The sequence below is a fragment of the Corynebacterium kalinowskii genome, assembly GCF_009734385.1.
Taxonomy (GTDB): domain Bacteria; phylum Actinomycetota; class Actinomycetes; order Mycobacteriales; family Mycobacteriaceae; genus Corynebacterium; species Corynebacterium kalinowskii.
Genome location: NZ_CP046452.1, coordinates 1,665,518 through 1,689,508 on the forward strand (window position 1 = coordinate 1,665,518; position 23,991 = coordinate 1,689,508).

General features: G+C 57.3%; 26 protein-coding genes and 2 tRNA genes. 12 read left to right on the top strand and 16 right to left on the bottom strand.

Features of this window, described 5'->3' with window-relative positions:
• Positions 1-127: 127 nt before the first annotated feature.
• A complete protein-coding gene (gene coaA, locus CKALI_RS07895) occupies positions 128-1,063 on the top strand; it encodes a type I pantothenate kinase (protein ID WP_156192783.1) in 936 nt (311 codons plus the stop codon).
• Here the strand turns inward: coaA and CKALI_RS07900 are convergent.
• From CKALI_RS07900 to mca, 5 genes are all read right to left on the bottom strand, one after another.
• On the bottom strand, positions 1,060-1,560 hold the full coding sequence (locus CKALI_RS07900; RefSeq protein ID WP_231580439.1) for a flavodoxin domain-containing protein: 501 nt from the start codon (positions 1,558-1,560) through the stop codon (positions 1,060-1,062). The genes coaA and CKALI_RS07900 overlap by 4 nt on opposite strands.
• Before the next feature lie 12 nt (positions 1,561-1,572).
• Positions 1,573-2,343 carry an isoprenyl transferase gene (locus CKALI_RS07905; protein ID WP_156192785.1) on the bottom strand — a complete coding sequence of 257 codons (771 nt, stop codon included), beginning with the start codon at positions 2,341-2,343 and terminating at the stop codon, positions 1,573-1,575.
• Positions 2,344-2,357: 14 nt separating this feature from the next.
• A complete protein-coding gene (locus CKALI_RS07910) occupies positions 2,358-3,452 on the bottom strand; it encodes a 3-deoxy-7-phosphoheptulonate synthase (RefSeq protein ID WP_156192786.1) in 1,095 nt (364 codons plus the stop codon).
• A 259-nt stretch (positions 3,453-3,711) separates the two neighbouring features.
• Positions 3,712-3,978 (bottom strand): hypothetical protein, encoded by a 267-nt coding sequence (locus tag CKALI_RS07915; RefSeq protein ID WP_407643746.1) that lies wholly within the window; start codon positions 3,976-3,978, stop codon positions 3,712-3,714.
• A gap of 12 nt (positions 3,979-3,990) precedes the next feature.
• Complete coding sequence (mca, locus tag CKALI_RS07920) at positions 3,991-4,854, bottom strand: mycothiol conjugate amidase Mca (protein WP_156192788.1); 864 nt, start codon at positions 4,852-4,854, stop codon at positions 3,991-3,993.
• Positions 4,855-4,981: 127 nt separating this feature from the next.
• On the opposite strand from mca, the gene CKALI_RS07925 reads away from it, so the two are divergent.
• The 3 genes from CKALI_RS07925 (at position 4,982) to CKALI_RS07935 (ending at position 6,380) form a co-directional block, all read left to right on the top strand.
• Positions 4,982-5,395, top strand: coding sequence for a DUF4307 domain-containing protein (locus tag CKALI_RS07925; RefSeq protein ID WP_156192789.1), 414 nt, complete (start codon positions 4,982-4,984; stop codon positions 5,393-5,395).
• A 72-nt stretch (positions 5,396-5,467) separates the two neighbouring features.
• Positions 5,468-5,998, top strand: coding sequence for a transcription elongation factor GreA (gene greA / locus CKALI_RS07930; protein WP_156192790.1), 531 nt, complete (start codon positions 5,468-5,470; stop codon positions 5,996-5,998).
• 106 nt (positions 5,999-6,104) lie between these two features.
• Positions 6,105-6,380 carry a hypothetical protein gene (locus tag CKALI_RS07935; RefSeq protein WP_156192791.1) on the top strand — a complete coding sequence of 92 codons (276 nt, stop codon included), beginning with the start codon at positions 6,105-6,107 and terminating at the stop codon, positions 6,378-6,380.
• 68 nt (positions 6,381-6,448) lie between these two features.
• Here the strand turns inward: CKALI_RS07935 and CKALI_RS07940 are convergent, their stop codons facing one another.
• The 7 genes from CKALI_RS07940 to CKALI_RS07970 form a co-directional block, all read right to left on the bottom strand.
• The gene (locus CKALI_RS07940; RefSeq protein ID WP_156192792.1) at positions 6,449-7,285 is read right to left on the bottom strand and encodes a Bax inhibitor-1/YccA family protein; all 837 of its coding nucleotides are present in this window, start codon (positions 7,283-7,285) and stop codon (positions 6,449-6,451) included.
• A gap of 226 nt (positions 7,286-7,511) precedes the next feature.
• A tRNA-Leu gene (locus CKALI_RS07945) sits at positions 7,512-7,585 on the bottom strand.
• 58 nt (positions 7,586-7,643) lie between these two features.
• The gene (locus tag CKALI_RS07950; protein ID WP_156192793.1) at positions 7,644-8,594 is read right to left on the bottom strand and encodes a Ppx/GppA phosphatase family protein; all 951 of its coding nucleotides are present in this window, start codon (positions 8,592-8,594) and stop codon (positions 7,644-7,646) included.
• Positions 8,594-9,148: a DUF501 domain-containing protein gene (locus CKALI_RS07955; RefSeq protein ID WP_156192794.1), complete on the bottom strand. Its 555-nt coding sequence runs from the start codon at positions 9,146-9,148 to the stop codon at positions 8,594-8,596. Before CKALI_RS07955 ends, CKALI_RS07950 begins: the two co-directional genes overlap by 1 nt.
• A 19-nt stretch (positions 9,149-9,167) precedes the next feature.
• A complete protein-coding gene (locus CKALI_RS07960) occupies positions 9,168-9,611 on the bottom strand; it encodes an FtsB family cell division protein (RefSeq protein WP_197079664.1) in 444 nt (147 codons plus the stop codon).
• Positions 9,612-9,869: 258 nt separating this feature from the next.
• Complete coding sequence (eno, locus tag CKALI_RS07965) at positions 9,870-11,144, bottom strand: phosphopyruvate hydratase (RefSeq protein ID WP_156192796.1); 1,275 nt, start codon at positions 11,142-11,144, stop codon at positions 9,870-9,872.
• A 111-nt stretch (positions 11,145-11,255) separates the two neighbouring features.
• A complete protein-coding gene (locus CKALI_RS07970) occupies positions 11,256-12,044 on the bottom strand; it encodes a lytic transglycosylase domain-containing protein (protein WP_156192797.1) in 789 nt (262 codons plus the stop codon).
• Between the two features lie 125 nt (positions 12,045-12,169).
• Between CKALI_RS07970 and CKALI_RS07975 the strand changes: the two genes are divergently transcribed.
• Positions 12,170-12,568, top strand: coding sequence for a hypothetical protein (locus tag CKALI_RS07975; RefSeq protein ID WP_156192798.1), 399 nt, complete (start codon positions 12,170-12,172; stop codon positions 12,566-12,568).
• Between the two features lie 30 nt (positions 12,569-12,598).
• On the opposite strand, the gene CKALI_RS07980 is transcribed toward CKALI_RS07975, so the two are convergent.
• A complete protein-coding gene (locus CKALI_RS07980; protein WP_326519787.1) occupies positions 12,599-12,937 on the bottom strand; it encodes a MazG nucleotide pyrophosphohydrolase domain-containing protein in 339 nt (112 codons plus the stop codon).
• Between the two features lie 262 nt (positions 12,938-13,199).
• Between CKALI_RS07980 and CKALI_RS07985 the strand changes: the two genes are divergently transcribed.
• Positions 13,200-14,714: an amino acid permease gene (locus tag CKALI_RS07985; protein WP_156192799.1), complete on the top strand. Its 1,515-nt coding sequence runs from the start codon at positions 13,200-13,202 to the stop codon at positions 14,712-14,714.
• A gap of 68 nt (positions 14,715-14,782) precedes the next feature.
• Here CKALI_RS07985 and mfd read toward each other — a convergent pair whose 3' ends face one another.
• Together mfd and CKALI_RS07995 are read right to left on the bottom strand one after the other, a co-directional pair.
• Positions 14,783-18,370, bottom strand: coding sequence for a transcription-repair coupling factor (gene mfd, locus CKALI_RS07990; protein WP_156193718.1), 3,588 nt, complete (start codon positions 18,368-18,370; stop codon positions 14,783-14,785).
• Between the two features lie 17 nt (positions 18,371-18,387).
• Positions 18,388-18,999, bottom strand: a complete 612-nt coding sequence (locus tag CKALI_RS07995; protein WP_156192800.1) for a TetR/AcrR family transcriptional regulator — start codon at positions 18,997-18,999, stop codon at positions 18,388-18,390.
• A 79-nt stretch (positions 19,000-19,078) separates the two neighbouring features.
• Here CKALI_RS07995 and CKALI_RS08000 point away from each other — a divergent pair.
• Positions 19,079-19,150, top strand: a tRNA-Gln gene (locus tag CKALI_RS08000).
• Between the two features lie 299 nt (positions 19,151-19,449).
• A complete protein-coding gene (locus CKALI_RS08005; protein ID WP_156192801.1) occupies positions 19,450-20,325 on the top strand; it encodes a hypothetical protein in 876 nt (291 codons plus the stop codon).
• 408 nt (positions 20,326-20,733) lie between these two features.
• On the opposite strand, the gene CKALI_RS08010 is transcribed toward CKALI_RS08005, so the two are convergent.
• The gene (locus tag CKALI_RS08010; protein WP_156192802.1) at positions 20,734-21,321 is read right to left on the bottom strand and encodes a TetR/AcrR family transcriptional regulator; all 588 of its coding nucleotides are present in this window, start codon (positions 21,319-21,321) and stop codon (positions 20,734-20,736) included.
• A gap of 156 nt (positions 21,322-21,477) precedes the next feature.
• Between CKALI_RS08010 and CKALI_RS08015 the strand changes: the two genes are divergently transcribed.
• The 4 genes from CKALI_RS08015 to CKALI_RS08030 all read left to right on the top strand — a co-directional run bounded on the left by CKALI_RS08015 (position 21,478) and on the right by CKALI_RS08030 (position 23,981).
• Positions 21,478-21,714, top strand: a complete 237-nt coding sequence (locus CKALI_RS08015) for a hypothetical protein (RefSeq protein WP_156192803.1) — start codon at positions 21,478-21,480, stop codon at positions 21,712-21,714.
• 28 nt (positions 21,715-21,742) lie between these two features.
• Positions 21,743-21,913, top strand: a complete 171-nt coding sequence (locus tag CKALI_RS08020) for a hypothetical protein (protein WP_156192804.1) — start codon at positions 21,743-21,745, stop codon at positions 21,911-21,913.
• A complete protein-coding gene (locus CKALI_RS08025; RefSeq protein ID WP_156192805.1) occupies positions 21,910-22,503 on the top strand; it encodes a hypothetical protein in 594 nt (197 codons plus the stop codon). Before CKALI_RS08020 ends, CKALI_RS08025 begins: the two co-directional genes overlap by 4 nt.
• A gap of 278 nt (positions 22,504-22,781) precedes the next feature.
• On the top strand, positions 22,782-23,981 hold the full coding sequence (locus CKALI_RS08030; RefSeq protein ID WP_197079799.1) for an MFS transporter: 1,200 nt from the start codon (positions 22,782-22,784) through the stop codon (positions 23,979-23,981).
• The last annotated feature ends 10 nt before the right edge of the window (positions 23,982-23,991 follow it).

A 23,991-nucleotide genomic window follows, 5' to 3' on the forward strand; every position in this document is an offset into this window, starting at 1 on the left:
TAAGTTTCGGGTTTCGGCCCCAAGTTTACGTCACATTCCCCACACCCGAAAATGCTCTCTCCCCCACTCAGTACTTTGAGCGTGTTCGATTTCACAACGCGCCCGCTCAAGGTGCACAATGGAATGTATGTCTAGGTCACAGGCAACGTTGGAAGTTAGCCCCTATCTCGAGTTTGACCGAACCGAGTGGCGCAACTTGCGCAACAACATGCCCCAGGTCCTCACAGCCGAGGAAGTGGTCAAGCTCCGCGGTCTGGGCGAAAGTGTTGACCTGAAAGAGGTTGAGGAAGTTTATCTCCCTCTCTCCCGCCTGATCTACCTGCAGGTCAAAGCCCGCAAAGGCCTGATGGCGGCCACCGAAACCTTCCTTAAGTCCCCAGCGGAGAACGTCCCGTTCATCATCGGCATCGCCGGATCCGTGGCCGTGGGCAAATCAACAACCGCCCGCCTGCTCCAGGTACTCCTCCAACGCTGGGAATCCAGCCCACGGGTGGACCTAGTAACCACCGACGGTTTCCTGTTCCCAAGCCAAGAGCTCAATCGCCGCCGCATTATGAACCGGAAAGGCTTCCCCGAGAGCTACGACCAGCGGGCACTGATGCGCTTTGTCACGGACGTAAAATCCGGAAAACGCGAGGTCATGGCCCCGGTTTACTCGCATACCTTGTATGACCGAGTGCCTGGCGAGTTCATCTCCGTCGACAAGCCCGACATTTTGATCGTGGAAGGGCTCAACGTCCTACAAACTGGCCCCACCCTGATGGTGTCGGACTTGTTTGATTTTTCGGTCTACGTCCACGCGCGCACCGAGCACATCGAAAAGTGGTACATCGACCGATTCCTGCAGCTGCGAAAGACGTCGTTTAGCAAGCCAGGCGCGCACTTTTCCCACTACGCAAAGCTTGACGACGACATCGCGCGCGCCGAAGCGCGCGAAATCTGGCAGTCCGTAAACCTACCGAATTTGGTGGAGAACATTCTCCCCACTCGCGTGCGCGCGTCTTTGCAGCTGTTTAAGGATGCAAACCACGAGGTAGAACGCGTCCGCATGCGGAAGATCTAGGCGAGCCAGGCATCAATGGGATCAAGTTCCGCAAAGTCGACTCGGTCCTCATCCGTGCCATAGGACGCATACATGGCTTCTTCATTGGCAGTGCGGTTCTTCTTCGCTTTGAGCATCTTGTTCAACCCCCACATCACGCCTTTGTGTACGCGATTGAGCTCGGAGTAGGCCAGGCGCCCTGGCAAATAGAAGCGGGTGATCTCGGAGGCTTTCTCACCGAGAGCCGCAGCAATAGGATCTTTGGCACGCACTTCCTCAAGCAAGGTCATGCCGACAACGGCAAGGGCGACCTTCTTGCCAGCGACATCGTGCCCCAACAGCCACTTGGCCCCAGCAACCTGGCCAGCGTAATTAGGGGAAAACACTACGATCTTCTCGGCGGCTTCTGCTTGGGCTTCATCCAGCGGCACAGCTTCGGTGCCGTGCCTGCGCGCGCACTCCCTCGCATAACGTTCAGTGGAACCATAGTTCGTGTTGTATGTGACGAGGAGAGTCATGATGCTCGATTCTTATTTGCCGAAGCGGCGGCTTCGGGAGGAGTAGTCGCGTAGTGCGCGGAAAAAGTCGATGCGCCTAAAGGCCGGCCAGTAGGTGTCGGTGAACCAGATTTCGGAGTAAGCCGACTGCCACAGGAGGAATCCGGAAAGGCGCTGTTCACCGGAGGTCCGGATCACGAGATCAGGGTCTGGTTGCCCAGAGGTGTACAAGTGCTCCGAGATGGACTCCACGCTGACCTTGTCCGCGATTTTGTCGGATGGAGTGCCGGCGGCAATCTCTTCGCGAATGAAATCCTGTACTGCGTCAGCGATTTCCTGTCGGCCACCGTAGCCCACCGCCACATTGACGGCCACGCCGCTATTGTCCTGCGTGCCATCGGCAGCCTTACGCAGCCGCTCAGCTACCGATTCGGGCAGTAGATCAAGGTGACCGACCAAACGGACCCGGCAATTGAGCCCCGGAGCTGCAAGCTCCTCCACGACATCGCTGATGATGTCGAAAAGCAGCTGCAGCTCACTGCTTTCCCGGCCCAGGTTTTCGGTCGACAGTAGGTATACGGTTACCAGTTCCACCTCGGTGTCCTGGCACCAACCAACCATCTCACCGATTTTCTTGGCTCCCACTCGGTGTCCGTGGCTGACATCAGTAAATCCAGCCTGGCGCGCCCAACGACGGTTGCCATCGCACATGATGGCAACGTGCTTGGGCTGCTTGCGCCCCTTCAGCTCCCGTTGCAGGTGATTCTCGTACAACGGGTACAGCAAATTCGGCAGAACTTTCACACACCCAAGTGTAGCTATAGGGCTGCGCGTCGGGAGCGAACCGCAGCCGCAAGCTGAGCGAGCAGATCGACGGTGTCATCAATACCGATGCACTTATCAGTGACAGACTGCCCGTACACCAGTCCCTCACCACCGTTGCGACGCAGCTTTTCTGGATCTAATTTCTGTGCGCCTGCGACCAAAAAGGACTCGATCATGATGCCGGCGATGGACTCTTGGCCACTGGCGATGTGCTCGGCAATCTCACGGATGACCTCGAGTTGACGGACATCATCCTTGCCCGAGTTCGCGTGCGACGCATCGATCATGAGGTGCTGGCCGTCGTTAAGCTGCAGCGCCTTTTCGACGTCAGCGGCGCCGTAGTTCGGGCCACCGCTACCACCGCGCAAAATGATGTGACAATTGTCATTGCCTGCGGTTTCAACGACGGCCGGTTGCCCCTCATCGGAGGTGCCGAAGAAGAAGTGCGGGTGCGAGGCGGCTTCGGCGGCGTCGACTGCTACCTGGATGCCACCATCGGTGCCGTTCTTGAAACCGATCGGCATGGACATGCCAGAGGCAAGCTGGCGGTGCACCTGAGACTCGGTCGTGCGGGCACCGATGGCGCCCCATGCGACAGCGTCCGCGTAGTACTGCGGGCTGTTTGGCTCGAGGAATTCGCAGCCGACGGGCAAGCCGGTGGCGAGTACCTCGAGCAGGACGTTGCGGGCGAGTTCCAAGCCGTGCACGATGTCGTAGGAGCCATCAAGGTGCGGGTCATTGATCAGGCCCTTCCACCCGACCGTGGTGCGCGGCTTTTCGAAGTACACGCGCATAACGATTTTCAGATCGTTGCTGAGACGTTCAGCTAACGGAGCAAGTCGGTGCGCGTAATCGAGCGCGGCCTTCGGATCATGCACGGAGCAAGGGCCAACGACAACGACGAGGCGATCATCCTCGCCTGCGAAAATATCCGCAATCTCCTGGCGATCGTGCTCAACCTTTGCAGCAAGCTCCGGTGCCAACGGCAGGCGTGCGAGAAGTTCGGCTGGGGTGGGCAGATCGTGGAAGGCGACGACGCGCCTGTTGCTTGTCGACGCCGCGTTGTTCAGGGACACAGGTGCACTCATGGCTTTCCTCTACGTTGATTTCGGGTAACAAAAAAGCAGCCCCGATGCTTTCCGTCATGGAAAGCGGGACTGCTTAAGGCTTGCGGTGGTTAGTGGCTCAGGTAGCGATCACGACGTGATAGGTCGTGCGGGAAAACCTCCGCAAGCCTTGTCAAAATAAAATCGCCACATGAACATGAGACAAAAGGTACCACAGTCTGGAACGGGCTACCCTTTTTCGATAAAAGGCCTGGTGAAGCTACACCAATGAAGGGGTGCTCTAGATAAGGTGCTTCTTGTCATTGCCGAGCAAACCCTCGGCAGCCATGGCCTCATCAATGGCTTTTTCGTCAAACACGTTCAACCCGCGTGCTTCGGCGAACGCCTGACGCCGCACCAAACGCCCCTGGCGTCGGGAAAAAGCCCAGCCAAGGTAGATCACCGCGACAAGCAGGGCGACGATCACGAGAAGGCCGATTGGCGATGCCTTGCCAAATTCGGGGCCCAGCGGTGTGCTCTGCTGTTGGGCCAGGATGAGAAGGTCCACGAGGATAACTCCTTAGTCAATACCTGCGAACAGGTCGTCTTCCGGGATCGACGTCTTCACTCGGGTCTGCGCCAGTTCGAATTCTTCCGTCGGCCACAGCTTACGCTGCACTTCGATCGGAGTGCCAAAGAAGGTGCCGGCCGGATCAATTTGGGTGGCGTGCGCGAGCAACGCTCGATCACGATGGTCAAAGTAGTCATCGCATCGGACCTGTGTGGTCACGCGCAGCATGATGTCGCCCTTGTGCGCTTTCCAACGGTCCAGAAACGGCGTGTATGGGCTTGGTTTTCCATCCGCAATCAGCAGATCATGGAACATTTGCATGCGCTGACGGATGAAGCCATGGGTGTAGTACAGCTTCAGTGGATCCCACGGCTCCCCGAGTTCAGGGTGGTAGTTTTTGTCTCCCGACTTCTCCCACGCCAACATAGATACCTCGTGCACCTTCAGGTGATCTGGGTGCGGGTAGCCACCGTTTTCGTCATAAGTAATGATGACGTGTGGACGGAAGTCGCGGAGAATCTGGACGATCTCACGCACTACCTGGTCAGTATCTGCGAGCGCGAAACAGCCTTCCGGCAGTGGCGGAAGCGGATCCCCTTCCGGCAAGCCGGAGTCGACATAGCCGAGCCAACGGTGCTGCGTTCCGAGGGCATCCATAGCCGCAGCCATTTCCTCGCGGCGCACCGCGGGCAAGTTTTCGAGTACGCCTGGCTTTTCCATTGCAGGGTTGAGGATGCTGCCACGTTCACCACCGGTACAGGTCACCACCATGACGTCGTGACCTTCAGCAGCGTAGCGCGCCATGGTGGCCGCGCCCTTGCTGGCTTCGTCGTCGGGGTGGGCATGAATTGCCAATAACCTGAGTCCGCTCACGTAGTGTCCATCCTTCATCCTTGTGGCCATGTCCTCATTACCATCGTAGCCCCCACAATTCGAATTAGGTAAGCGCGCTTCGGTATTGTCATCTGTGCACCTAACTTGACGTCTTTGCGAGGAAACTATGACTGCTCCATCCGCTACTTACGGCGAACCGACCAAGCGTGGCGTCGTTGGCCCCATTATTGCGGTGGGCGCGGTGATTTTTGTCATTGCCTTAGCCGTTGTCGCTTTCCAGTACTTTCAGAAAATCAATGCCGTCACCGTCTCTGCCACGACCGCGGGCTTTGAGCTTGTCGACGACCACACCCTCCGGGTCAACGTAGATGTCACTCGTGACAACCCCGATGTCGCGGCATACTGCATCATCACTTCGATGAACTACGACAAGGCCGAGGTCGGCCGTCGCGAGTTCGTCATCGAACCTGGTGGTGCGAAGACGCAGCGCTTCCCGATCGACATCCCTTCCCGCGACGTTCCGGTGGCAGGCAAGGTTTACGGTTGCTCCGATAAGCTACCCGCTCACCTGGCTGGCTAATTCCCTTGTGCTAAAATTCGGGCACTAACTGTGCTTTCCTGGGCAAACATCTTTTGAAAGGGTTCTTTCACCATGGCTGAAAACAAGCAGTACATCACTCCGGAGACGAAGGCGAAGCTCGAAGAGGAGCTCAATGCCCTGATCGCTCACCGTCCAGTGGTGGCAGCTGAGATTAACGAACGCCGCGAAGAGGGTGACCTGAAGGAGAACGCAGGTTACGACGCAGCCCGCGAGATGCAGGATCAAGAAGAAGCCCGCATTAAGCAGATTTCTGAAATTCTGGCTAACTCCACCACGGAGCGCGCTGGTATCGAAGAGGGTGTCGCACACGTCGGTTCCGTCGTCCACGTTTACTACAACGGTGACAAGAACGAGAAGGAGACCTTCCTGATCGGTACCCGTGCTGCTGCCTCTGAGAACCCTGACCTGGAGACCTACTCTGAGCAGTCCCCACTGGGTGTGTGCATCCTGGGCGCTCGCGAGGGCGAGACTCGCGAGTACCAGGCTCCAAACGGTACGACCATCTCTGTCACCCTGGTTTCTGCCGAGCCTTATAACTCTGAAAAGGCTTCTCGCCTGCGCGCCGAGAAGAACAACGCATAAGGTGAATCAACGCCTTAGTGCCGCCACAGTGTTACTCACTGCGGCGGCACTTTCTTCTTGTTCTCCAGCGCACCAAAACGAGTCTCCACTGAAAGTAGCTACTGCTGTGGGCGAGGTAGCTTCCAGCGCTGATGTTCCTGGCTACATCGATTGCTTTGGCAAGCCTTCACAGCGCCCCACGGAGCTATCACTTAAGTGCGTAGATGACTCGACGCGACTGATCGGTATTGTGTGGGACTCGTGGCAGCAGGATTCCGCGGAAGGCCACGCTACCTTGGTGAGCCCCGATGTTGAACCACGGGACGTTCAGGTGTCACTTTCCTCCCCCATCGGCGAATCGTTCACAGATCTCTACGTGGAGGGAGAACTGGCTTACCCCTAACTCCCTGCAACGCGAAGAGCTCCCCAGCTGTAGCTGGGGAGCTCTTGTCGGTTATCGGATCCGGAATGCTAGTCGCGCAGGATGCTCAGCAGGCGCAGGATCTCGGTGTACAGCCACACCAGGGTCACAGCCAGGCCAAGTGCCACGCCCCACGCCATCTTGGCAGGTGCGCCGGAGCGAATCAGCTGATCTGCCTCATCGAAGTCGTTAAGGAAGCTGAGGGATGCCAGCACGATGCAGACGACGGAGAACAGGATGGCCATCGGGCCATCGCCACGCAGCGGGTTGAAGCCGAAAAGCACGGCGCCAATCAGGTTACCCAGCGAGAGGAACAGCACGCCGACCAGGGCGGCCGTCATGAAGCGAGTGAACTTAGGGGTAACGCGAATGACGCCAGCCTTGTACACCCACAGCATGCCGACAAACACGCCGATCGTTGCGATGACTGCCTGGCCGATCATGCCACCGTTCGAGCCAGCCATGAGGAAGGTGAAGCCACCGACGAACAGGCCCTCAAAAGCGGCGTAAGCCAGGGTCACTGGCGCAGATCCCCACTTCTTGCCGAAGGTCGCAACCAGCACCATGATGAGGCCACCGATGGCACCAATACCAAAGGCAGCGAGTGCCAGGATTGGGCTAACGAACAGGCCAAGCCCAAAGCTCAAAGCAGCGAGGGCGACGATAATGCCGAGCACGAGGCTCGTCTTGGAGATGACATCGTCCACGGTCATGGCGCGCTCACCGGTAGGTGCGCCGTAACCTGCACCGGCACCGTACGGAGTTCCGTAGCCAGCCTGTCCATAGTTATTCTGGCCATACTGGCCATAACCGGCTTGGCCGTACTGCTGGCCTGCTGCAGTCTTGGTCTTGGTCAGGGAACTAAAAACAGGATTGCTGCTTCGCACTTGGTCCCATTCCTTTCACATTTTGTCTTTTGGTTGTGCTTCCTTTTCCGGGAGCACTCGCTATGTTCAACGCAAGCAAGCGCAGGAAAGTTCCCGTTGTTTCAAAGAACTTCTAAAAGAATTTGTCTTTCATCACGCGACGAGCGTAACGAACCAAGGGCCGCGCTTCAAAGGTACTAACCTAAAAGGCAGGCCAGAAAATTATCCTGGCCTGCTTGTTCTTGTGTGCCCCCAGTCGGACTCGAACCGACACTTTGCAGATTTTAAGTCTGCTGCCTCTGCCAATTGGGCTATAGGGGCTGATGCCCGAACGCGGCATCTCTTGAAAGATTAATCCACGGTTCGGGCGGGGAGAAAATTAGGGTGCCACTAAGCCAGCGACGATGCCATCGAGAATGTCTTTTTCCGAAATGATCAGGGACCGGACTTCGGTGCGCTCGGCAATCATGTCGATGATCCCGTCAACGACCACGGAACCACCGGCGATTACATCAGCGCGCCCTGGATGCATCACTGGGTGCGAGGCGCGCTCGGCGGAAGTCTCAGCGATCAGCGCGCCTGTGAGTACCTTCGATGCCTCAAATCGCAGCTCCGAGCCGTGAATGTGCTTCGGATCATACGACTCCAGTCCCTGCGCGATAGCAGAGATCGTGGTGAACGTGCCGGCGACGCCAACGAACGTATCCGCCAGTTCGATAGGTACCGCGGATTGGACGTCGACAAGGCGCGCGGCGACGTACTCACGCGCCTGCTGCACCTGCTCTGGGGTGGCAGGATCGGAGGTCATGATGCGCTCCGTGAGGCGGACGCAGCCCATCTGTGCGGAGTAGGCGCCCAGAATAGTGCCATCTCGCTTGCCGACGACAAATTCCGTCGAACCGCCTCCCAGATCGATCACGCACACGGTTTCGCAACGCTCGGGTAGATCCGTGACTGCACCTTGGAAAGAAAGGCGAGCTTCCTCTTCACCCGAGATCTCTTCCGCTTTGGTATTGGGGATCACTTGCCCAAGTAGCTCGGCGGTCATATCGATGAAGTCTTGGCGGTTTTCAGCATCACGCGTGGCAGAGGTAGCCACCATGCGCAGCGCCACGACTCCCTCGCGCTTCATGATCTCCACGAACTCCGTCAGCGCCACCCGCGCACGCACGATGGCATCATCAGAAATCCGCCCCGTTGCATCGACGCCCTGGCCAAGGCGCACGATCTTCATGCCACGGTAGACGTCGGTGAACTCCTTGCCGTCGAAGTCCGAAACCAGCAGGCGAAGCGAGTTTGTTCCGCAGTCCACTGCGGCTACGCGCGCCACTACTTGACCTCAGCGTGCGTGAAGTCGAAATCGGCGAGGTCGATTCCTAATTCTTGGCAGGTTGGCCAATCCTCCGGAATAGCAGTCCCGCGCAGGTTCGCATGTTCGGCGGCCATTGCCACTGCCTCAGTGCCAAACCGCACCCGCTCCGGCCCCTCGGCCAGGGCGTAGGCAATCAGCACGTGCAGGCACTTGACGCGATCGGGCATGCCGCCACCTGAGAAGTCAGTGCCCAGATCTTCCATCTTGTTGCGCTCGGCCAGAAAGTGCTCGTGAGCTTTGAGGTAGTCCTCCTGTAGCTCCGCATCGGTGGCGAGGCGCTCCTGCATCCACTTCATCACGTGCGCGACCTCAAGCCGCGATGCCTCTGCGGTCAGACGTGGCTCCGTGAGGTAATACAGCGTCGGAAACGGGGTGCCGTCCTCGAGGCGAGGGACAGTCTTCACGACGGCTGGTGAGCCGTCAGGCGTGGTGTAAGAGATTTCCACGACACCGCGGGGCTCCCTACCCAGCTGCTTAGCTACGGCTGCAAGTTGAGCTTCAGTAACAGTCATGGAAGCTATTGTGTCATGGCTACGGCTGTATTGGCTGAATTGGCTCCGTCGGCTTGACCGGCAGCTTCATTTCCGGAGTCGGCTGCTCTTGGTCGGAATCCTGTTGTGCCTCCGCAGGAGTGGCAACTGCCCCCCATAGCGCCTCGTACCACGGTCCCTTTTTCTCATCCTCGGTGGTAGTGGATGTGAGGGTGTCGTCGTTTGTCATCGTGGGGTCGATAATTCGGAAAGCGACTTCGCCCGGGGCGATTACCCCGAGTCGGTTGCGGGCCTGCTCATCCAAGTAAGCCTTGTTCTTGTAGCGATCCAGTTCCCCGAGCAGCTCATCTTTGTGTTTCTGCTTTTGTGCGATGGAGGCGCTGACTTCTTTAATCTCATTGCGCTGCTCGAAATAGTTGCGCAATGGCAATGCGATGGTCAGTAAGAAGATAATGAGGACCGCGATGAGAACGATGAGCTCCACTACCCCGATTTTAAGCGGGCGCTTTGTGTTTTTGGCAGCACGAAGCTTCGCATCGGACCTGCGGTTTTTCACCGGGACGCGGCTTTTCGAGTTCATCGGGTTGAGTGGCATTACTTCAATATCCTAGTTCCCTTGTGTCACAGCAGTCACGTGGCACGCCGATTGACTTTATCGGGGCGTGGGAGACGTCTTATTTCTCGTTGCAAACAAATAGCCCGGTTCCCTCCGAGTGGAGGGAACCGGGCTATCTACAAGCGCTTACTTGAAGCGTGGGAATGCAGAACGACCTGCGTAGACAGCAGCTTCGCCGAGCATCTGCTCGATGCGGATCAGCTGGTTGTACTTAGCGACGCGCTCGGAACGAGCAGGTGCGCCGGTCTTGATCTGTCCACAGTTCAATGCCACTGCGAGGTCAGCGATGGTGGTGTCCTCGGTCTCACCGGAACGGTGGGACATCATGGTGCGGTAACCGTTGCGGTGTGCCATCTCGACAGCGTCGAAGGTTTCGGTCAGGGTGCCGATCTGGTTGACCTTCACCAGGAGAGCGTTAGCGGCCTTCATTTCGATGCCCTTGGCAAGACGCTCTGGGTTGGTGACGAAGAAGTCGTCGCCAACGATCTGAACCTTGTCACCGATAGCAGCGGTCAGAGCAACATAGCCCTCCCAGTCGTCTTCCTGCAGTGGGTCCTCGATGGAAACGATTGGGTACTGAGCGATGAGGTCCTCGTAGACCTTGGCCATCTCTTCAGCAGTGTGCTCGCCACCCTCGAAGTGGTACTTGCCATCCTTGAAGAACTCGGAGGAAGCAACGTCCAGTGCCAGAGCGACATCCTCGCCTACCTTGTAGCCGGACTTTTCGATGGCTTCGACGATGACATCGAGTGCTGCCTTGGTGGACTCAACGGATGGAGCGAAGCCGCCCTCGTCGCCCAGGCCGGTGGACAGACCCTTTTCCTTCAGAACGGACTTGAGGGTGTGGTACACTTCAGCACCCATGCGCAGAGCCTCAACGAAGGACTCAGCACCGATTGGGGCGATCATGAACTCCTGGACGTCAACGCCGGAGTCAGCGTGTGCGCCACCATTGAGGATGTTCATCATTGGTACTGGCAGGACGTGAGCGTTTGGGCCGCCAATGTAGCGGAACAGTGGCAGCTGTGCGGAGTCAGCGGCTGCCTTTGCCACAGCCATGGAAACACCGAGGATGGCGTTTGCGCCGAGGCGGGACTTGTTTGGGGTGCCGTCGAGGTCGATCATGGCCTGGTCGATGGCGCGCTGATCATCAGCCTCGAAACCTGCGAGCTCGTCTGCGATTTCTTCGTTGACAGCTTCAACAGCCTTCAGAACGCCCTTGCCCTGGTAGCGGTCGCCGCCATCACGCAGTTCGTGAGCCTCGTGAGCACCGGTGGATGCGCCAGACGGAACACCTGCCTGGCCGTGAGCCATATCGTCAAGAACGACCTCTGCCTCGACGGTTGGGTTACCGCGGGAATCCATGATTTCACGAGCGAATACGTGCATGATCTCAGCCACTGTTGGCCTCCTAAGTGATAAGGATTGTTTTAGTTCTGGGCGCGAACCAGTCACACCTATCTTCAATTGTGGCACGAATTTCGGAACCCAGCCATCAATCCCCTCAATTGCCTAATATGCAGGCTGCCTCAATGCGTAAGAAGCAGCAGCATCTCGCACGTCAGCAATGTATTTGTCAGATTGGTTATAAGAGTAAATCGCACGAGTCCAACCTTCGGGGGTGGACAGATCTCCGCCGGCAGTGCACAACAGGTTGGCTGCAGAGACGGCGGCGTCGTCAATATTGTGCGGGTCGGCGGTTCCGTCGCCACTGGCGTCGAGCCCATAGCGTTTCCACGTTTCTGGGATGAACTGGAGGGGCCCTACGGCCCGGTCGTGTTCGGTGTCGCCGTCGATAAGCCCGTCATCTGTGTCGCCGATATCAGCAAACCCTGGGGAGCCGTCGAGTTTGACGCCATAAATCGGCGGGCTCACCACACCGTCTGCGCCGATGGAAGCGCCTTCAAAAAGCTTTCCGGTATAAGTGCCATGACGAGTTTCTACCTGCGCCAGACCGGCGAGGGTGTTCCAGCGCAGGTGACAATCAGGCCAGCTTTGCTGCGCAATCAGCTCGGCATTGCCGTATGCCTGGATAGCTGCCGGGTCGACATCAATCTCCTTGGCCAGAGGTTCCGCCCAGAATCCCAGCTTGAGCGAGGTACGGCCGGAAGCATTGACATCGATGTGAGGGACTTCTACCGCGCCGGCCGGAGGAACATCGTCAGGCACGTTCAACCTAGGGCGCAGCGGGTTGGGCGCGTGCATGGCAGAGAGCACCCACCCCACGAGGGAAATGACAAGGACCACGGCCAGCACCGTGACAAGTCCGCACCCGAACGCCTTTTTAGCTCCCAAACCCATAGGGAACGATCATAGTACTCGCCACGGCTTTCAACGTTTCAAGGAAACAACAAAATCCCCTTGCGTAACTTCAATCACTTTCGTAACATCATGGGTGTATTTTATTAGCGACAACTAAGGACGCCATGCGCAAAATCGCAGCCAGCCTGCTCACCACCCTCGCCACTCTGAGCTTTTCGACGACCGCCTTTGCAGGCCCGCTCGACACGCTTCGACTTCTCGATACCAACTATCTTGCTGGCGCAGACTGCGCATCCCTCAACGCCACCCTAACCAGCCTCAACCTGGTCACCGGACCGACCACCAAGTCCGAGCTCGCAGCCAAGATCAAGTCCACCGGCACTGAAGTGCTCGGCGGATTAAACATGGGCGGCGAGGAGGCTCAGATCATGGTTAATAAGGCAGCAATGGACGCATCAAACCGTGCACTTGAGTGCGGCATCGTAAAGGAGGATCCAAAGGTTATGGGATCCATTGAGATGCCACAGCAAATCGCAGACCTAAAGATTTTGCTTTCCAACTAAACACTCACACTTAGCCAACGGCCTCGCTGATTATTCGCGGGGCCGTTGCGCTTTCTTCTGCGCCTTCTCGCGCTCTTTTCCCTCTTGCCACAGGCGCACCTGCTCCGCTTCCGGAACAATATCCACACCATCACCAAAGAGGTACGGTGCCCGGCTGCGCATTTTTCCCTCGAAGGCTGCAGCCACATCAGATAAGTCGAAGGCGCCACGCCGCCTAGCCAGCTCAGCATGAAAGAGAACTTGCAGCAGGACATCTGACAGCTCGGCCAGTAGCTCATCCTCCGCCCCCGCAGTTTCCCACTGCTCCACCGCCTCGGCAAACTCCGCCACCTCCTCTCTTAAGTAAGGGATAAGAGATTGGTGAGTCATTGAGCGTTCCCACTCCCCAATTTCCAGTGCACGCGCCATTACCCACTGCACCCGCACTAGTGAATCCCCCCGAATGGGGGCGCCTTTTCCTGGGAAAAACTGCTCACTCACCATCACTCAACACCATCCATAAGTTAACACTTCCCAGCTTATGACCCTTAAAAATTTGTAAGACTGACGCAAGTGCGAATAAAATACGCCAATCATCAAGAAAGATCTGCTTAATTACAAGTAGAAGCTCTTCATCGACTATGGCTACCCTATGCCAGTGACTACCACCACGAAAGCACCGGTAACAGTGAACAACACTGCCACTAACAAGAATACGGTCCGCATGTGGACCCTGGTTTCCCTCATCATCGGATCCACGGTCGGCGCGGGCATTTTTGCACTGCCTCAGCAAGCCGCATCGGTCGCCGCTCCCGGCGCCATGCTCATCGGCTGGGGCATCGCCGGTATCGGCATGCTGTCCATCGCCTTTGTCTTCCAGGCGCTCGCAGTCCGCAAGCCTCACCTGGATTCCGGCGTTTACTCCTATGTCCGCGCGGGCCTCGGCGACTTCGTTGGTTTCGCCTCTGCGTGGGGCTACTGGCTCGGCTCGGTCATCGCACAGGTCGGCTACGCCACTTTGTTCTTCTCCACGCTCGGCCACTACATCCCACTTTTTTCTTCCGAGAATCGCCTGGCATCTGCGATCGCCGTTTCGATCCTGACCTGGGTGATTTTCTTCATGCTCACCCGCGGTGTCAAGCAGGCTGCAGCCATGAACATGGTGACCACCGTGGCCAAGTTGCTCCCAATCTTCGCCTTCCTCATTTTGGTGGCTTTCCTCGGCTTCAGCTGGGATAAATTCACTTTCGACATTTGGGGACGCAGCGGATCCAGCGGTTCCGTCATGGAGCAGATCAAGGGCATGATGCTCTTCACCGTGTGGGCATTCATCGGTGTCGAGGGCGCATCCGTCTACTCCAAGCAGGCACGTACCCGTAAGGATGTCGGCCGCGCAACCATCATCGGTTTCTTCTCCGTGCTGGCCCTGCTCGTTTCGGTGACAACCCTTTCCTTCGGTGTCCTCACTCAGGAAGAGCTCACCGCCCTCGGCGACAACTCTCTCGGCGGAGTTCTCGAGGCAGTCGTTGGCCCGTGGGGTGGCGCGCTGATTTCCCTCGGCCTGTGTATCTCGGTGCTTGGCGCCTACATCTCCTGGCAGATGCTGTGTGCTGAGCCCATCACCTTGATGGCGATTGATGGTCTGCTCCCAGCGCGCTTCGGCAAGTTCAACAAGAACGGCGCACCGTTTTCCGCGCAGCTCATCTCCACTGCAGTCATCCAAGCGTGTGTCATCGTCTTCTTCCTCAACGAGACCACCTATACCTCGATGGTGCAGCTAGCCACGATGATGTACATGCTCCCGTACGTCTTTTCTTCCCTCTACCTGCTGCTGCTCACCACGCGTGGCAAGGGAATGACCCACCCGCATGCGGGTACGCGTTTCGACGACTCCGGCCCAGCTGTCACCCCACAGGAAAACCGCAAGCACCTCTTCATCGCGATCATCGCTTTCATCTACTCCCTGTGGCTGTTCTACGCAGCAGACGTCACCTACCTGCTCTTCGGTACTCTGCTGATCCTGCCTGGTCTGATCCCATACATCAGCCAGCGCATCAAGAATGGCGACAAGTGGTTCAACACCTTTGAATGGGTCATCGTCGCCGCAGTAGTCATCGGTGCCTGCTTCGCGGCCTATGGACTGTCCACTGGCGCCCTCGAACTCTAGGACAGCACAACGCAGCTTTTCGACGCCCAGTTGGCGGGGCTTGGGCGTCGAAAAGCACCCCGTTGCACTTAGCTGATCGAAATTACCCGCTTATTCTCCGATTGACCGCCAGTTACAGACACAGTGGCCACGTCGAACATCTTGGAAATGAAGTCGGCGAGCCACTGAACCAATTCCACGTCTCGCAATTGCGGGTCGGAGATCCGGTTACCAGCCTTCGGGAAGGACACCTGGATCGCCTGAGCTGCGGCGCGGTAGGTGGCACCAGGGAATAGTCGCTTGAGACGCACCTGCTTCGAGTCCGGCAGCTCAACCGGATGAATCTTGATACGAGTTCCCTGTGTCGCGATATCTGTCAGTCCCGCGGAACGCATGACGTGACGCAAGCGAGCGACGGCAAGCAAACGCGAAACCTCCACCGGAATCGGACCGTAACGGTCTTCCATTTCCTCCACAGCCAGGACCAGGTCAGCTTCTGACGTCGAAGCTGCGAGCTTGCGGTAGACCTCCAAGCGCAGACGCTCGGAGTTGATGTAGCTTTCCGGAATGTGGGCGTCGACGGGCAAGTCAACGCGGATCTCGCGCGGTTCTTTGTCGGTAGCGTCAAGAACCTTGCCGTCAGCCATAGCCCGAAAAGCCTCCACGGCCTCCCCCACCAGGCGAACATACAGGTCAAAGCCCACTCCAGCGATGTGTCCGGACTGCTCGGCGCCCAGCACATTGCCGGCGCCACGCATCTCCAGGTCCTTCATCGCCACCGCCATACCGGCGCCCAGGTCGTTGTTCTGGGCAATGGTAGCCAGGCGGTCATACGAGTTCTCAGTTAGCGTTGCGCCCTTAGGGTACAAGAAGTAGGCGTATCCGCGCTCGCGGGAGCGCCCCACTCGACCACGCAGCTGGTGCAGCTGTGACAGACCCATGTGATGGGCATTTTCGACGATCAGTGTGTTGGCATTGGAGATATCCAAGCCGGTTTCCACAATGGTCGTACACACCAGGACGTCGTACTCGCGGTCCCAGAAACCCTGAACGGTTTGTTCCAACAGTTCCTCGGACATCTGGCCATGAGCAACCACGACGCGAGCTTCGGGAACCAAGTCACGGATTTCCCGGGCCTTCTTTTCGATGGATGAAACCTTATTGTGTACGTAGAACACTTGACCGTCGCGCAGCAGTTCGCGCCGAATCGCCGCTGCGACCTGCTTTTCCTCCTGCGCGCCCACATAGGTCAGCACAGGGTGGCGATCTTCTGGCGGAGTGAGAATCGTGGACATTTCTCGGATGCCGGCCATAGACATCTCCAGCGTGCGCGGGATCGGGGTTGCGGACATCGTGAGCACATCCACCGCGGTGCGCAGCGCCTTGATGTGTTCCTTGTGCTCGACACCGAAGCGCTGCTCCTCGTCCACGATGACCAGACCGAGGTTCTTCCAGTGCACGCCGGTCTGTAGCAAACGGTGGGTGCCGATGACGATGTCGACGGTGCCGTCGGCAAGCCCCTTCAGCGTTTCCTTTGACTCGCGGCCAGGTGTAAAGCGGGATAGGCCACGGATCGTGACCGGAAAACCATCCATGCGCTCTTCAAAAGTAGACAAGTGCTGCTGCGCGAGGAGCGTCGTCGGTACGAGCACAGCGACCTGCTTACCGTCTTGAACGGCCTTGAAGGCAGCGCGCACCGCCACTTCCGTCTTGCCATAACCAACGTCGCCGACGATCACGCGGTCCATCGGCACTGGCTTTTCCATGTCCGTCTTCACGGCATCAATAGCCAGCATCTGGTCTTCGGTCTCCACGTACGGAAAATTGTCTTCCATCTCGTGTTGCCAAGGCGAATCCGGACCGAACGGGTGGCCTGGCGCGGATTGGCGTTTGGCATACAGCTCGACGAGTTCACCGGCGATCTCGCGCACTGCGGCGCGGGCCTTCTTCTTGGTGTTCTTCCAGTCCGAGCCACCCATCTTGGATAGCGTCGGTTTCTCGCCGCCAACGTACTTTGACAGCAAGTCCAGTGCATCCATTGGCACATAGAGCTGGTCAGCGGGGCCACCGCGACGCGACGGTGCATACTCAAGCACCAGGTACTCGCGCCGGGACGTTTCGTCACCAGCTTTGATGGTGCGCTCCGTCATCTTGAGGAAGCGACCGATGCCGTGCGTTTCATGTACCACCAGGTCACCGGGCTTGAGGGCGAGCGGATCGACGCGGTTGCGCTTGCGGGCGGGACGACGCTTCGCGCCGGCGATATCACCCACGCGGTTACCCGTCAGATCAGTTTCGGTGACCACAACCAGCTTTGGGCCAGGAAAAACCAGTCCGTTGTGTGCCAGCGCCTGATACAGGGTCACCTCACCCTCTGACGGCTGCCAGCCGGGGGTCGCCACCTTGACAGAGATACCGTTTTCTTTGAAACGCTCTGTCATGCGCTTGATTGCGCCAGCGGCCGGCGCGACATAGGCCGCCCTGCCACCGCCGTTGATATGTGCGAGCAGCAACGCCATCAGCTTTTCGATTTCCTTCAAATCACCGCGCGGTGCGGGAGCTGCATCAAATGCGAGCGGAAGCGTTTCCTCCTCGGAGGCGAAAATCATGCCCGGAGGAGCAATAGTCCAGACGTTGTTGCCGACCATGAGGGATTCGAAAGATCGGTAAGAGCTGGCTTCTAGATCAAGTCCAGCGGCGGCAATCGGCCCATCTGCGCCCATGGCGGCGGCTTCCCAACCTGCCGCTAAGAATTCGGCATCCGTAGCCTGCAGATCTGCGATGCGGGTTCGGATCTTCTCCGGGTTCATGAGCACCACGTGGGTAGTGTCCGGCATCAGTTCCGGCAAGGTCACCATCGGAGTGTCCACGAGCGCCGGTATCAAAGCCTCCATGCCGTCAGCCGACTGCCGATCCGAAATCTTGGTGAGCAATTCCACCAATGAGGCATTCCCCGGATGCTGCACGGCCAGCTCGCCTGCCCGCTGCGCGATGTCCTCAGTAATCAGGAGTTCGCGGGCTGGAAATATGTCGATCGCTTCGTAGTCAAGATCCTGGATCGTGCGCTGATCCGCGACCGCAAAAGCACGAATATCGGTGACCTCGTCACCCCAAAACTCCAGGCGGACGGGATGCTCAGCAGTGGTTGGGAACACATCGATAATGCCACCACGGGTAGCAAAATCACCCTTGCGCGCCACCATGTCCACGTGGTTGTAGGCACGGAACACGAGAGCTTCCGCGAGTTCGGAAAATTCGTAATCCTTACCCTTTTCAATAGTGAGCGCTGCGCGACCTTCAGCCGTCGATAAGAGAGGTTGGCAAAAACCCCGCGCCGCCGTCACCACAACTTGGAGCTGATCCAGGCTATGCAGGACCTCTGCGCGCTTGCCCACGGTGTCCAGGCCGGGGCTCATCCGCTCGTGCGGCAAGGTTTCCCAGCTAGGGAACCACGCAACCTTGTCCCCCAACAGGGCTTTGAGCTCCGCAGTGAGGTCTTCCGCCTCACGGCCGGTGGCCACGACGGCAAGGATCGGCGCCCGCTGTGCGAGGGCACCGATCACCCACGGTCTCGCCTGATCGATCGCTGTGATGTGCAGGCGCGACTCGCCGACGTTCTCCAGTAGACCCTTGATCTTAGGGTCCCGGCCCGCAACCTTTAGCAGTCCCGCCAGCATGGGCGCTTCGGACTTTTTCACTGCTCTCCTACGGTAATCTTTGGGCTCGTTTCCAGATGCGCGAGTCCATTCCAACACAGGTTAACGATATGGCTCGCCACTACTTCTTTACTCGGCTCACGAACATCCAGCCACCACTGCGCAGTGCCAGAAATCATGCCGACCAGTGACTGACCATAGAGCACCGCCGACTCCGGCTCGTAACCACTCTTCTCAAAAGCCTTCCCAAGGATATGAGAAACCTGGGCGACGATATCATTGAGCAGCGTGGAATAGGTGCGGTTCTTGCCTGGGGTCATGTCGCGGACCAAGATTTGGAAGCCATCCGGGTGCTCCTCGATGAAGGTAAGCAGCGCCATCACCGCCCGCTCAATCCGATCGCGATAGCTTCCCGACGCCAACGACCCCGTTATCGTTTGCTCTAAGGCCTGCATGTCGCGGTCAATCACCACAGCGTAGAGCCCCTCTTTGCCACCGAAGTGCTCATAGACAACGGGCTTGGACACCGCCGCACGCGCCGCGATTTCCTCGACGCTTGCGGCCGCAAACCCCTTTTCCGCAAAGACAGCCCGACCAATTTCGATCAGCTGCTCGCGACGTTGCTTCCCCGTCATCCGCTTCACACTCATGACCTAAACCTTAGTTGACACCCTGTTATTTGTTTTCGGGACCTTTGATGTAAAGTCGTTGTACACAGATTTGCTGTGATTCCCCATGGTGTAATTGGCAACACTCCGGTTTTTGGTACCGTCATTCTAGGTTCGAGTCCTGGTGGGGAAGCTCTTTCTGGCTTCAGCCTAGATCCGGCGCGGCTGGGGCCTTTATTCTCATTAGCCTTTTGAGCTTTCCACTAATCAGACACCCCCAATACGCCCCCCACTTCCCCATCAGCAAAAAGTTCCAACTAGAAAGAATTCTCCTGAATACGGGCTTTGTACTGCAGTTCAGCACAATTATCGACACAGAAAACTATTTAGTGTTATATAACATCTGAATAACAGACTTCTGAAATGGCGAAACAAGACGTTACCTAAGTTCGATAATTCAAACGAATCAATTCCTAGACTTCAGGAGTCACCTTGACCATCTTCCGTTTCAACACACGCACAGTAGCTGCCTCCGCGACCGCCATCGCTATCGCTACCTCCGGTCTCACCACCCCAGCTTTCGCACAGACAACCTGCACGTTCACTGGCGATGCCAAGCTCGCAGTGGAACAACAGTGGCCAGAACTGGTAGTTCTCGCCCAAACGCAGGGACTTACCACGGTTCAAGCCATCAACGCAACCAACCCGGCTTTCTCCCCTACAGCCACTATGGGCGCTGACGGGAAGATTTCGGGAACCACTTCGAATACTGCCCTAACAACAGTAGTTGTATCCGGCTCTTTCGCCGGAGTAAATGGCTCCGCATCCGTACCAGTCACCGTTGTCTGCCCAACGACTCCAACCACGCCAACCACCCCGACGACCACCCCAACGACTCCAACCACGCCAACCACCCCGACGACCACCCCAACGACTCCAACGACCACCGAGACCAAAGCTCCCGGGTCCTCTGGCTCCTCAGACATTGACCCTAAGCTCGCTGCTGGCCTCGGTCTAGGCGCCCTCGCGCTGGGTTCCGTTGCGCTGAGCTCCGGTGGATCCTCCGAAGGTTCTTCCCAGAAGCAAGAAGAGAAGAAGCCAGAAGCTCCTAAGACCACTGAGGTCAAGGGTGATGCAAAGGCTCCACAGAAGGGCATCGACCCTAAGGCTGCACCACAGAAGGGCATCGACTCTAAGGCTGCGCCGCAGAAGGGAGTCGACCCTAAGGCTGCACCGAAGGCCACCAAGTCCGACCGCGGCATGCTTGCTTCCACCGGCGTTTCCTACCCAGCAACTCTGGGCGCAATCGCTGTCTTGTTGACCATTGCTGCAGGCGCAATCGTTGCACTGCGTCGTCGCCAGGCATAAGCCTAGTTTTCTCTAAACATTAAGCTCGGCCGTTTGAAACGGCCGGGCTTTTGTTATTTTCCCAACCCCTTCACTGCAACTTATGGCTTTATCCTTGTTAGAGCCGGTGAGCACGGACGGTGAGAAAGCACTTGCCTGTTCCCTAGCCAAATTCTGCCTCCAAACAGGTCGGCTAGGATTGCGGCTCTTTTGGCCACTAATTTACAAGGAGGCTTCATTGGCTGCCACTTTGTTACAGTCCTTTCGTTGTGCTCTGACAAGGTCGACAAATGGCTGGCTCAACGACGAAAGCTACAATTCTCGTCGATTCATCACGGCGAACAGCTTGCAAAACATCGGCCATCAAATGGTCACAGCAAAAGAGTTCTGCCCTACTTGCCGTATATTGCGGGGACTCCAGGGTTTTCGCTACAGTAACTCGAGAAGCATGCTTGCCGAGGCGGAATATCGATCTTCCGAGCCTGGCACCATAGCGCTACTAAGAACCCCGCCTTGCAGCAGCCCAATGAACCCAGGAACAACTAGAGTGGCACGATTGTGAGCTTGAGCTGCTGTTGCGCCTTGCTTTTGGAACCACGCCACAAAATACCGTTCAAACCTTGAAGTGAGTTGTTCAATGATGTCACACGCTCCTTCGCGCATACCCGAATTGCGACCTATCTCAGCCCAAACCTGGGTCGCCAAGACGGGCAGATAGTGCGCCTCGGAGCGGTGCTCACTGAGCTGTGTGAATAATTGCGCTGGAGTAGGCAGTGAGTCGGCTGTGAGTTCTTCCACCAACAGACCTTGCCCAGTGAGAAACGATCGCCCCACGGCCAGACCAATGTCGGATTTTCCCTTGAAATAGAGATATACAGCCCCAGCCGATACGCCAGCTTCGGTGACAATGTCATTCATCGAGGTTCCGGCAAATCCTTTTTGACCGATACACACAATGGCTGCGTCAATAATTCGTTTCCGCATGTGTTCTCGGTGTTCGGAGCTTACTCGTGGCATGACTTCCTCTCTAGACTCTTGATGTTTACCCTAGCTGCCGAGAGCGACGAAATAAAATGAACGTTCATTTTGACATGTGCAAACATCACATTTAGGCTTGCCACGTCACAAAATGAACGCCGATTCATTTTTAATCTGCACACAAAGGAGGCCACCATGGCCGAAAGCTCCACCTGGGTACATGCCCTGAAAATCGCCGCAGCAGCCGCCTCCATCGTGAGCATCGTCCTTCTCGCTTTTGCTTGGCCATCCCTCACCGCAGAACCCAAGCACATTCCTATCGCCTTCGTGGGCGAACAAAAGCAAATTGACACCGCAACCGCGAAGTTGCCATCCGAGCTTTCTCAACGTCCAGGAAGTCGATACACGCGACGAAGCGCTCGCCAAGATTGAACGTCGCGAGGTTTACGGCGCCGTCATCATGGATCCGAAGGCGCCGGAATTGATCACAGCATCTGCCGCCAGCAGCGTGATCACTCCAATGCTCACTCAGATCAGTGCTGGCATGGAAGCCCAGATGCAAGAAAAGGTGTTTGAGGCAGCGCGTGACGGCGCACCAGCAACATCTCTGCCAGCGACCCTGCGACAGTGAAAGTCACGGACGTTAGGCCGTTTACCGAACACGACTCCCGTGGCACTGGTCTGACTGTCGCTGGCTTCCCAATGGTTCTCGGCGGCATCGTCGGCGGCGTCCTCATTAGCTTCATGATCAAGGGAAGCCGTAAATCTGCTGGCGCTTTGGTGCTGTACGGCATTCTTGGCGGACTAGCTTTAGCGGGAATCCTCCAGTTCGGCTCTCAAGTCATTGCCGGCAATTTCCTGATCAATGCGCTAGTCATCGGTCTGTCGCTATCCGCAACCACCGCATTCATCGTGGGACTTAAAGCGCTGATCGGCACCCCTGGTCTTCCGATCGCAGCCATGACGACGATGCTGCTCGCGAACCCAATTTCCTCAGCCACCCGGCCCAAGGAGTTTCTGCCGTGGCATTGGGGCGCTATCGGACAATTCTTCGTCCCAAGTTCCTCCGCAGCTTTGCTGCGCACCGAGTCCTACTTCCCCGAAGCGCCTACGACTATTCTTTGGGCCACCTTGATTTCGTGGACATTGTTTGGCTTTGGCCTTCTTCTCCTCGCACACCTGCGCAAACACAGCACCAGAATCTCGAGCTCTGACCAGTAATCATTGCAACCCCTCACAGTAGGAATTCGCCCCGAAGGCTGCTCCTGAGACAACCAAGTCTGAACGCGGTGTGCTTGCTTCCACCGGACTTGAGTTCCCAGTGGTTTCAGCACTCGCAGCAATATTTCTCGTGACTGCAGCTCGTGTACTCATCCTGCGTCATCACATAGCTTAAAACTGCAAAGCTGCAGCAATTCAGAATTAAGGGCCCTTCTAGGGCCCTTTTCTTTTCACGAAGTCAAAAGAAGACCCAGCTACCATGGTTATCTATGGCGAAGCTGGATAACGAGGATTTCAACGCTCGACGCTTTATCGGCGCAAACGGGCTGCAAAGCATCGGCGATCAAGTCGTCGCAGCGAAAACCGTACTTCCCTACTTACTGCATATCGCGGGAGCACCGGGTTTCTTTTCCGCAATGCTAGTGCCGATTCGGGAATCGGGATCCATGCTTCCTCAGGCTGCACTGACGCCATGGGTGGTGCGCCAAAAGAGTCGAACTCGGATTTGGGTCATTGGTTCAATCATTCAAGGTATTGCGGCTGCCGGAATCGGCGCATGTGTACTTTTCCTCAAAGGCTCTGCCTTGGGATGGGCCGTCGTAACGCTGCTCGGCGCGTTGGCATTGGGCCGCGCCTTTTGTTCGATCGCCTCGAAGGACGTGCAGGGACGAACTATTTCAAAAGGTCGGCGCGGACGTATCACCGGTACCGCAGCGATGGTTGGCGGGGTGTCAGTCGTCGCGATCGGTGCGGCGCTGATGTTGCTCGGCAAGACACCGCCAGTCTCAGTACTTGTTGGGCTGATCTTTTTCTCCGCTGCCGCATGGCTGCTAGCTGGCGCAATTTTCGGGACCATCCGTGAACCAATCCCCGAGGAACAGGAACAAGCGCCAAACAATTGGTTGTCTGATTCGCGGCAACTGCTCAACGAGGACAGAAAGTTCCGCACCTTTGTCATAGTGCGATCGCTACTTCTCGTCTCGGCGCTTTCCCCTACCTTCCTTGTTATGCTCTCGCCCAACAGTCTGGGCGCGTTCTTGCTGGCGACAGGAATTGCTTTAATCGTTGGCGGCCGAGTTGCAGGCGTGTGGGCGGATCGGTCGTCGAAAAGCGTCATGCAATACGGCGCCCTGGCGGCCTCGGTCGTCATCTTGACGCTGGTCGCCAGCTCTCTCTGGCTCGCTGACGTCATTAACGTGTGGGTGATGCCGATTGGTTTCTTTGCTATTCACCTCATTCACACCGCGATCCGTGTCGGGCGCAAGACCTATGTTGTGGATATGGCAGAGGGTGAGCTTCGCACCCGCTACGTCGCCGTCGCGAACACAGCCATGGGCGTGATCCTGCTGCTGGCAGGCGCAATTTCTGGTGGAATCGCGCATTGGGGACCACATGCGGCCCTATTGTTCCTAGCAGCCATGGGCCTGATCGGCGCGTTGTTGGGCCGAAATCTCGAAGAAGTGAGCACCGCAAAATAACCTGAATAAA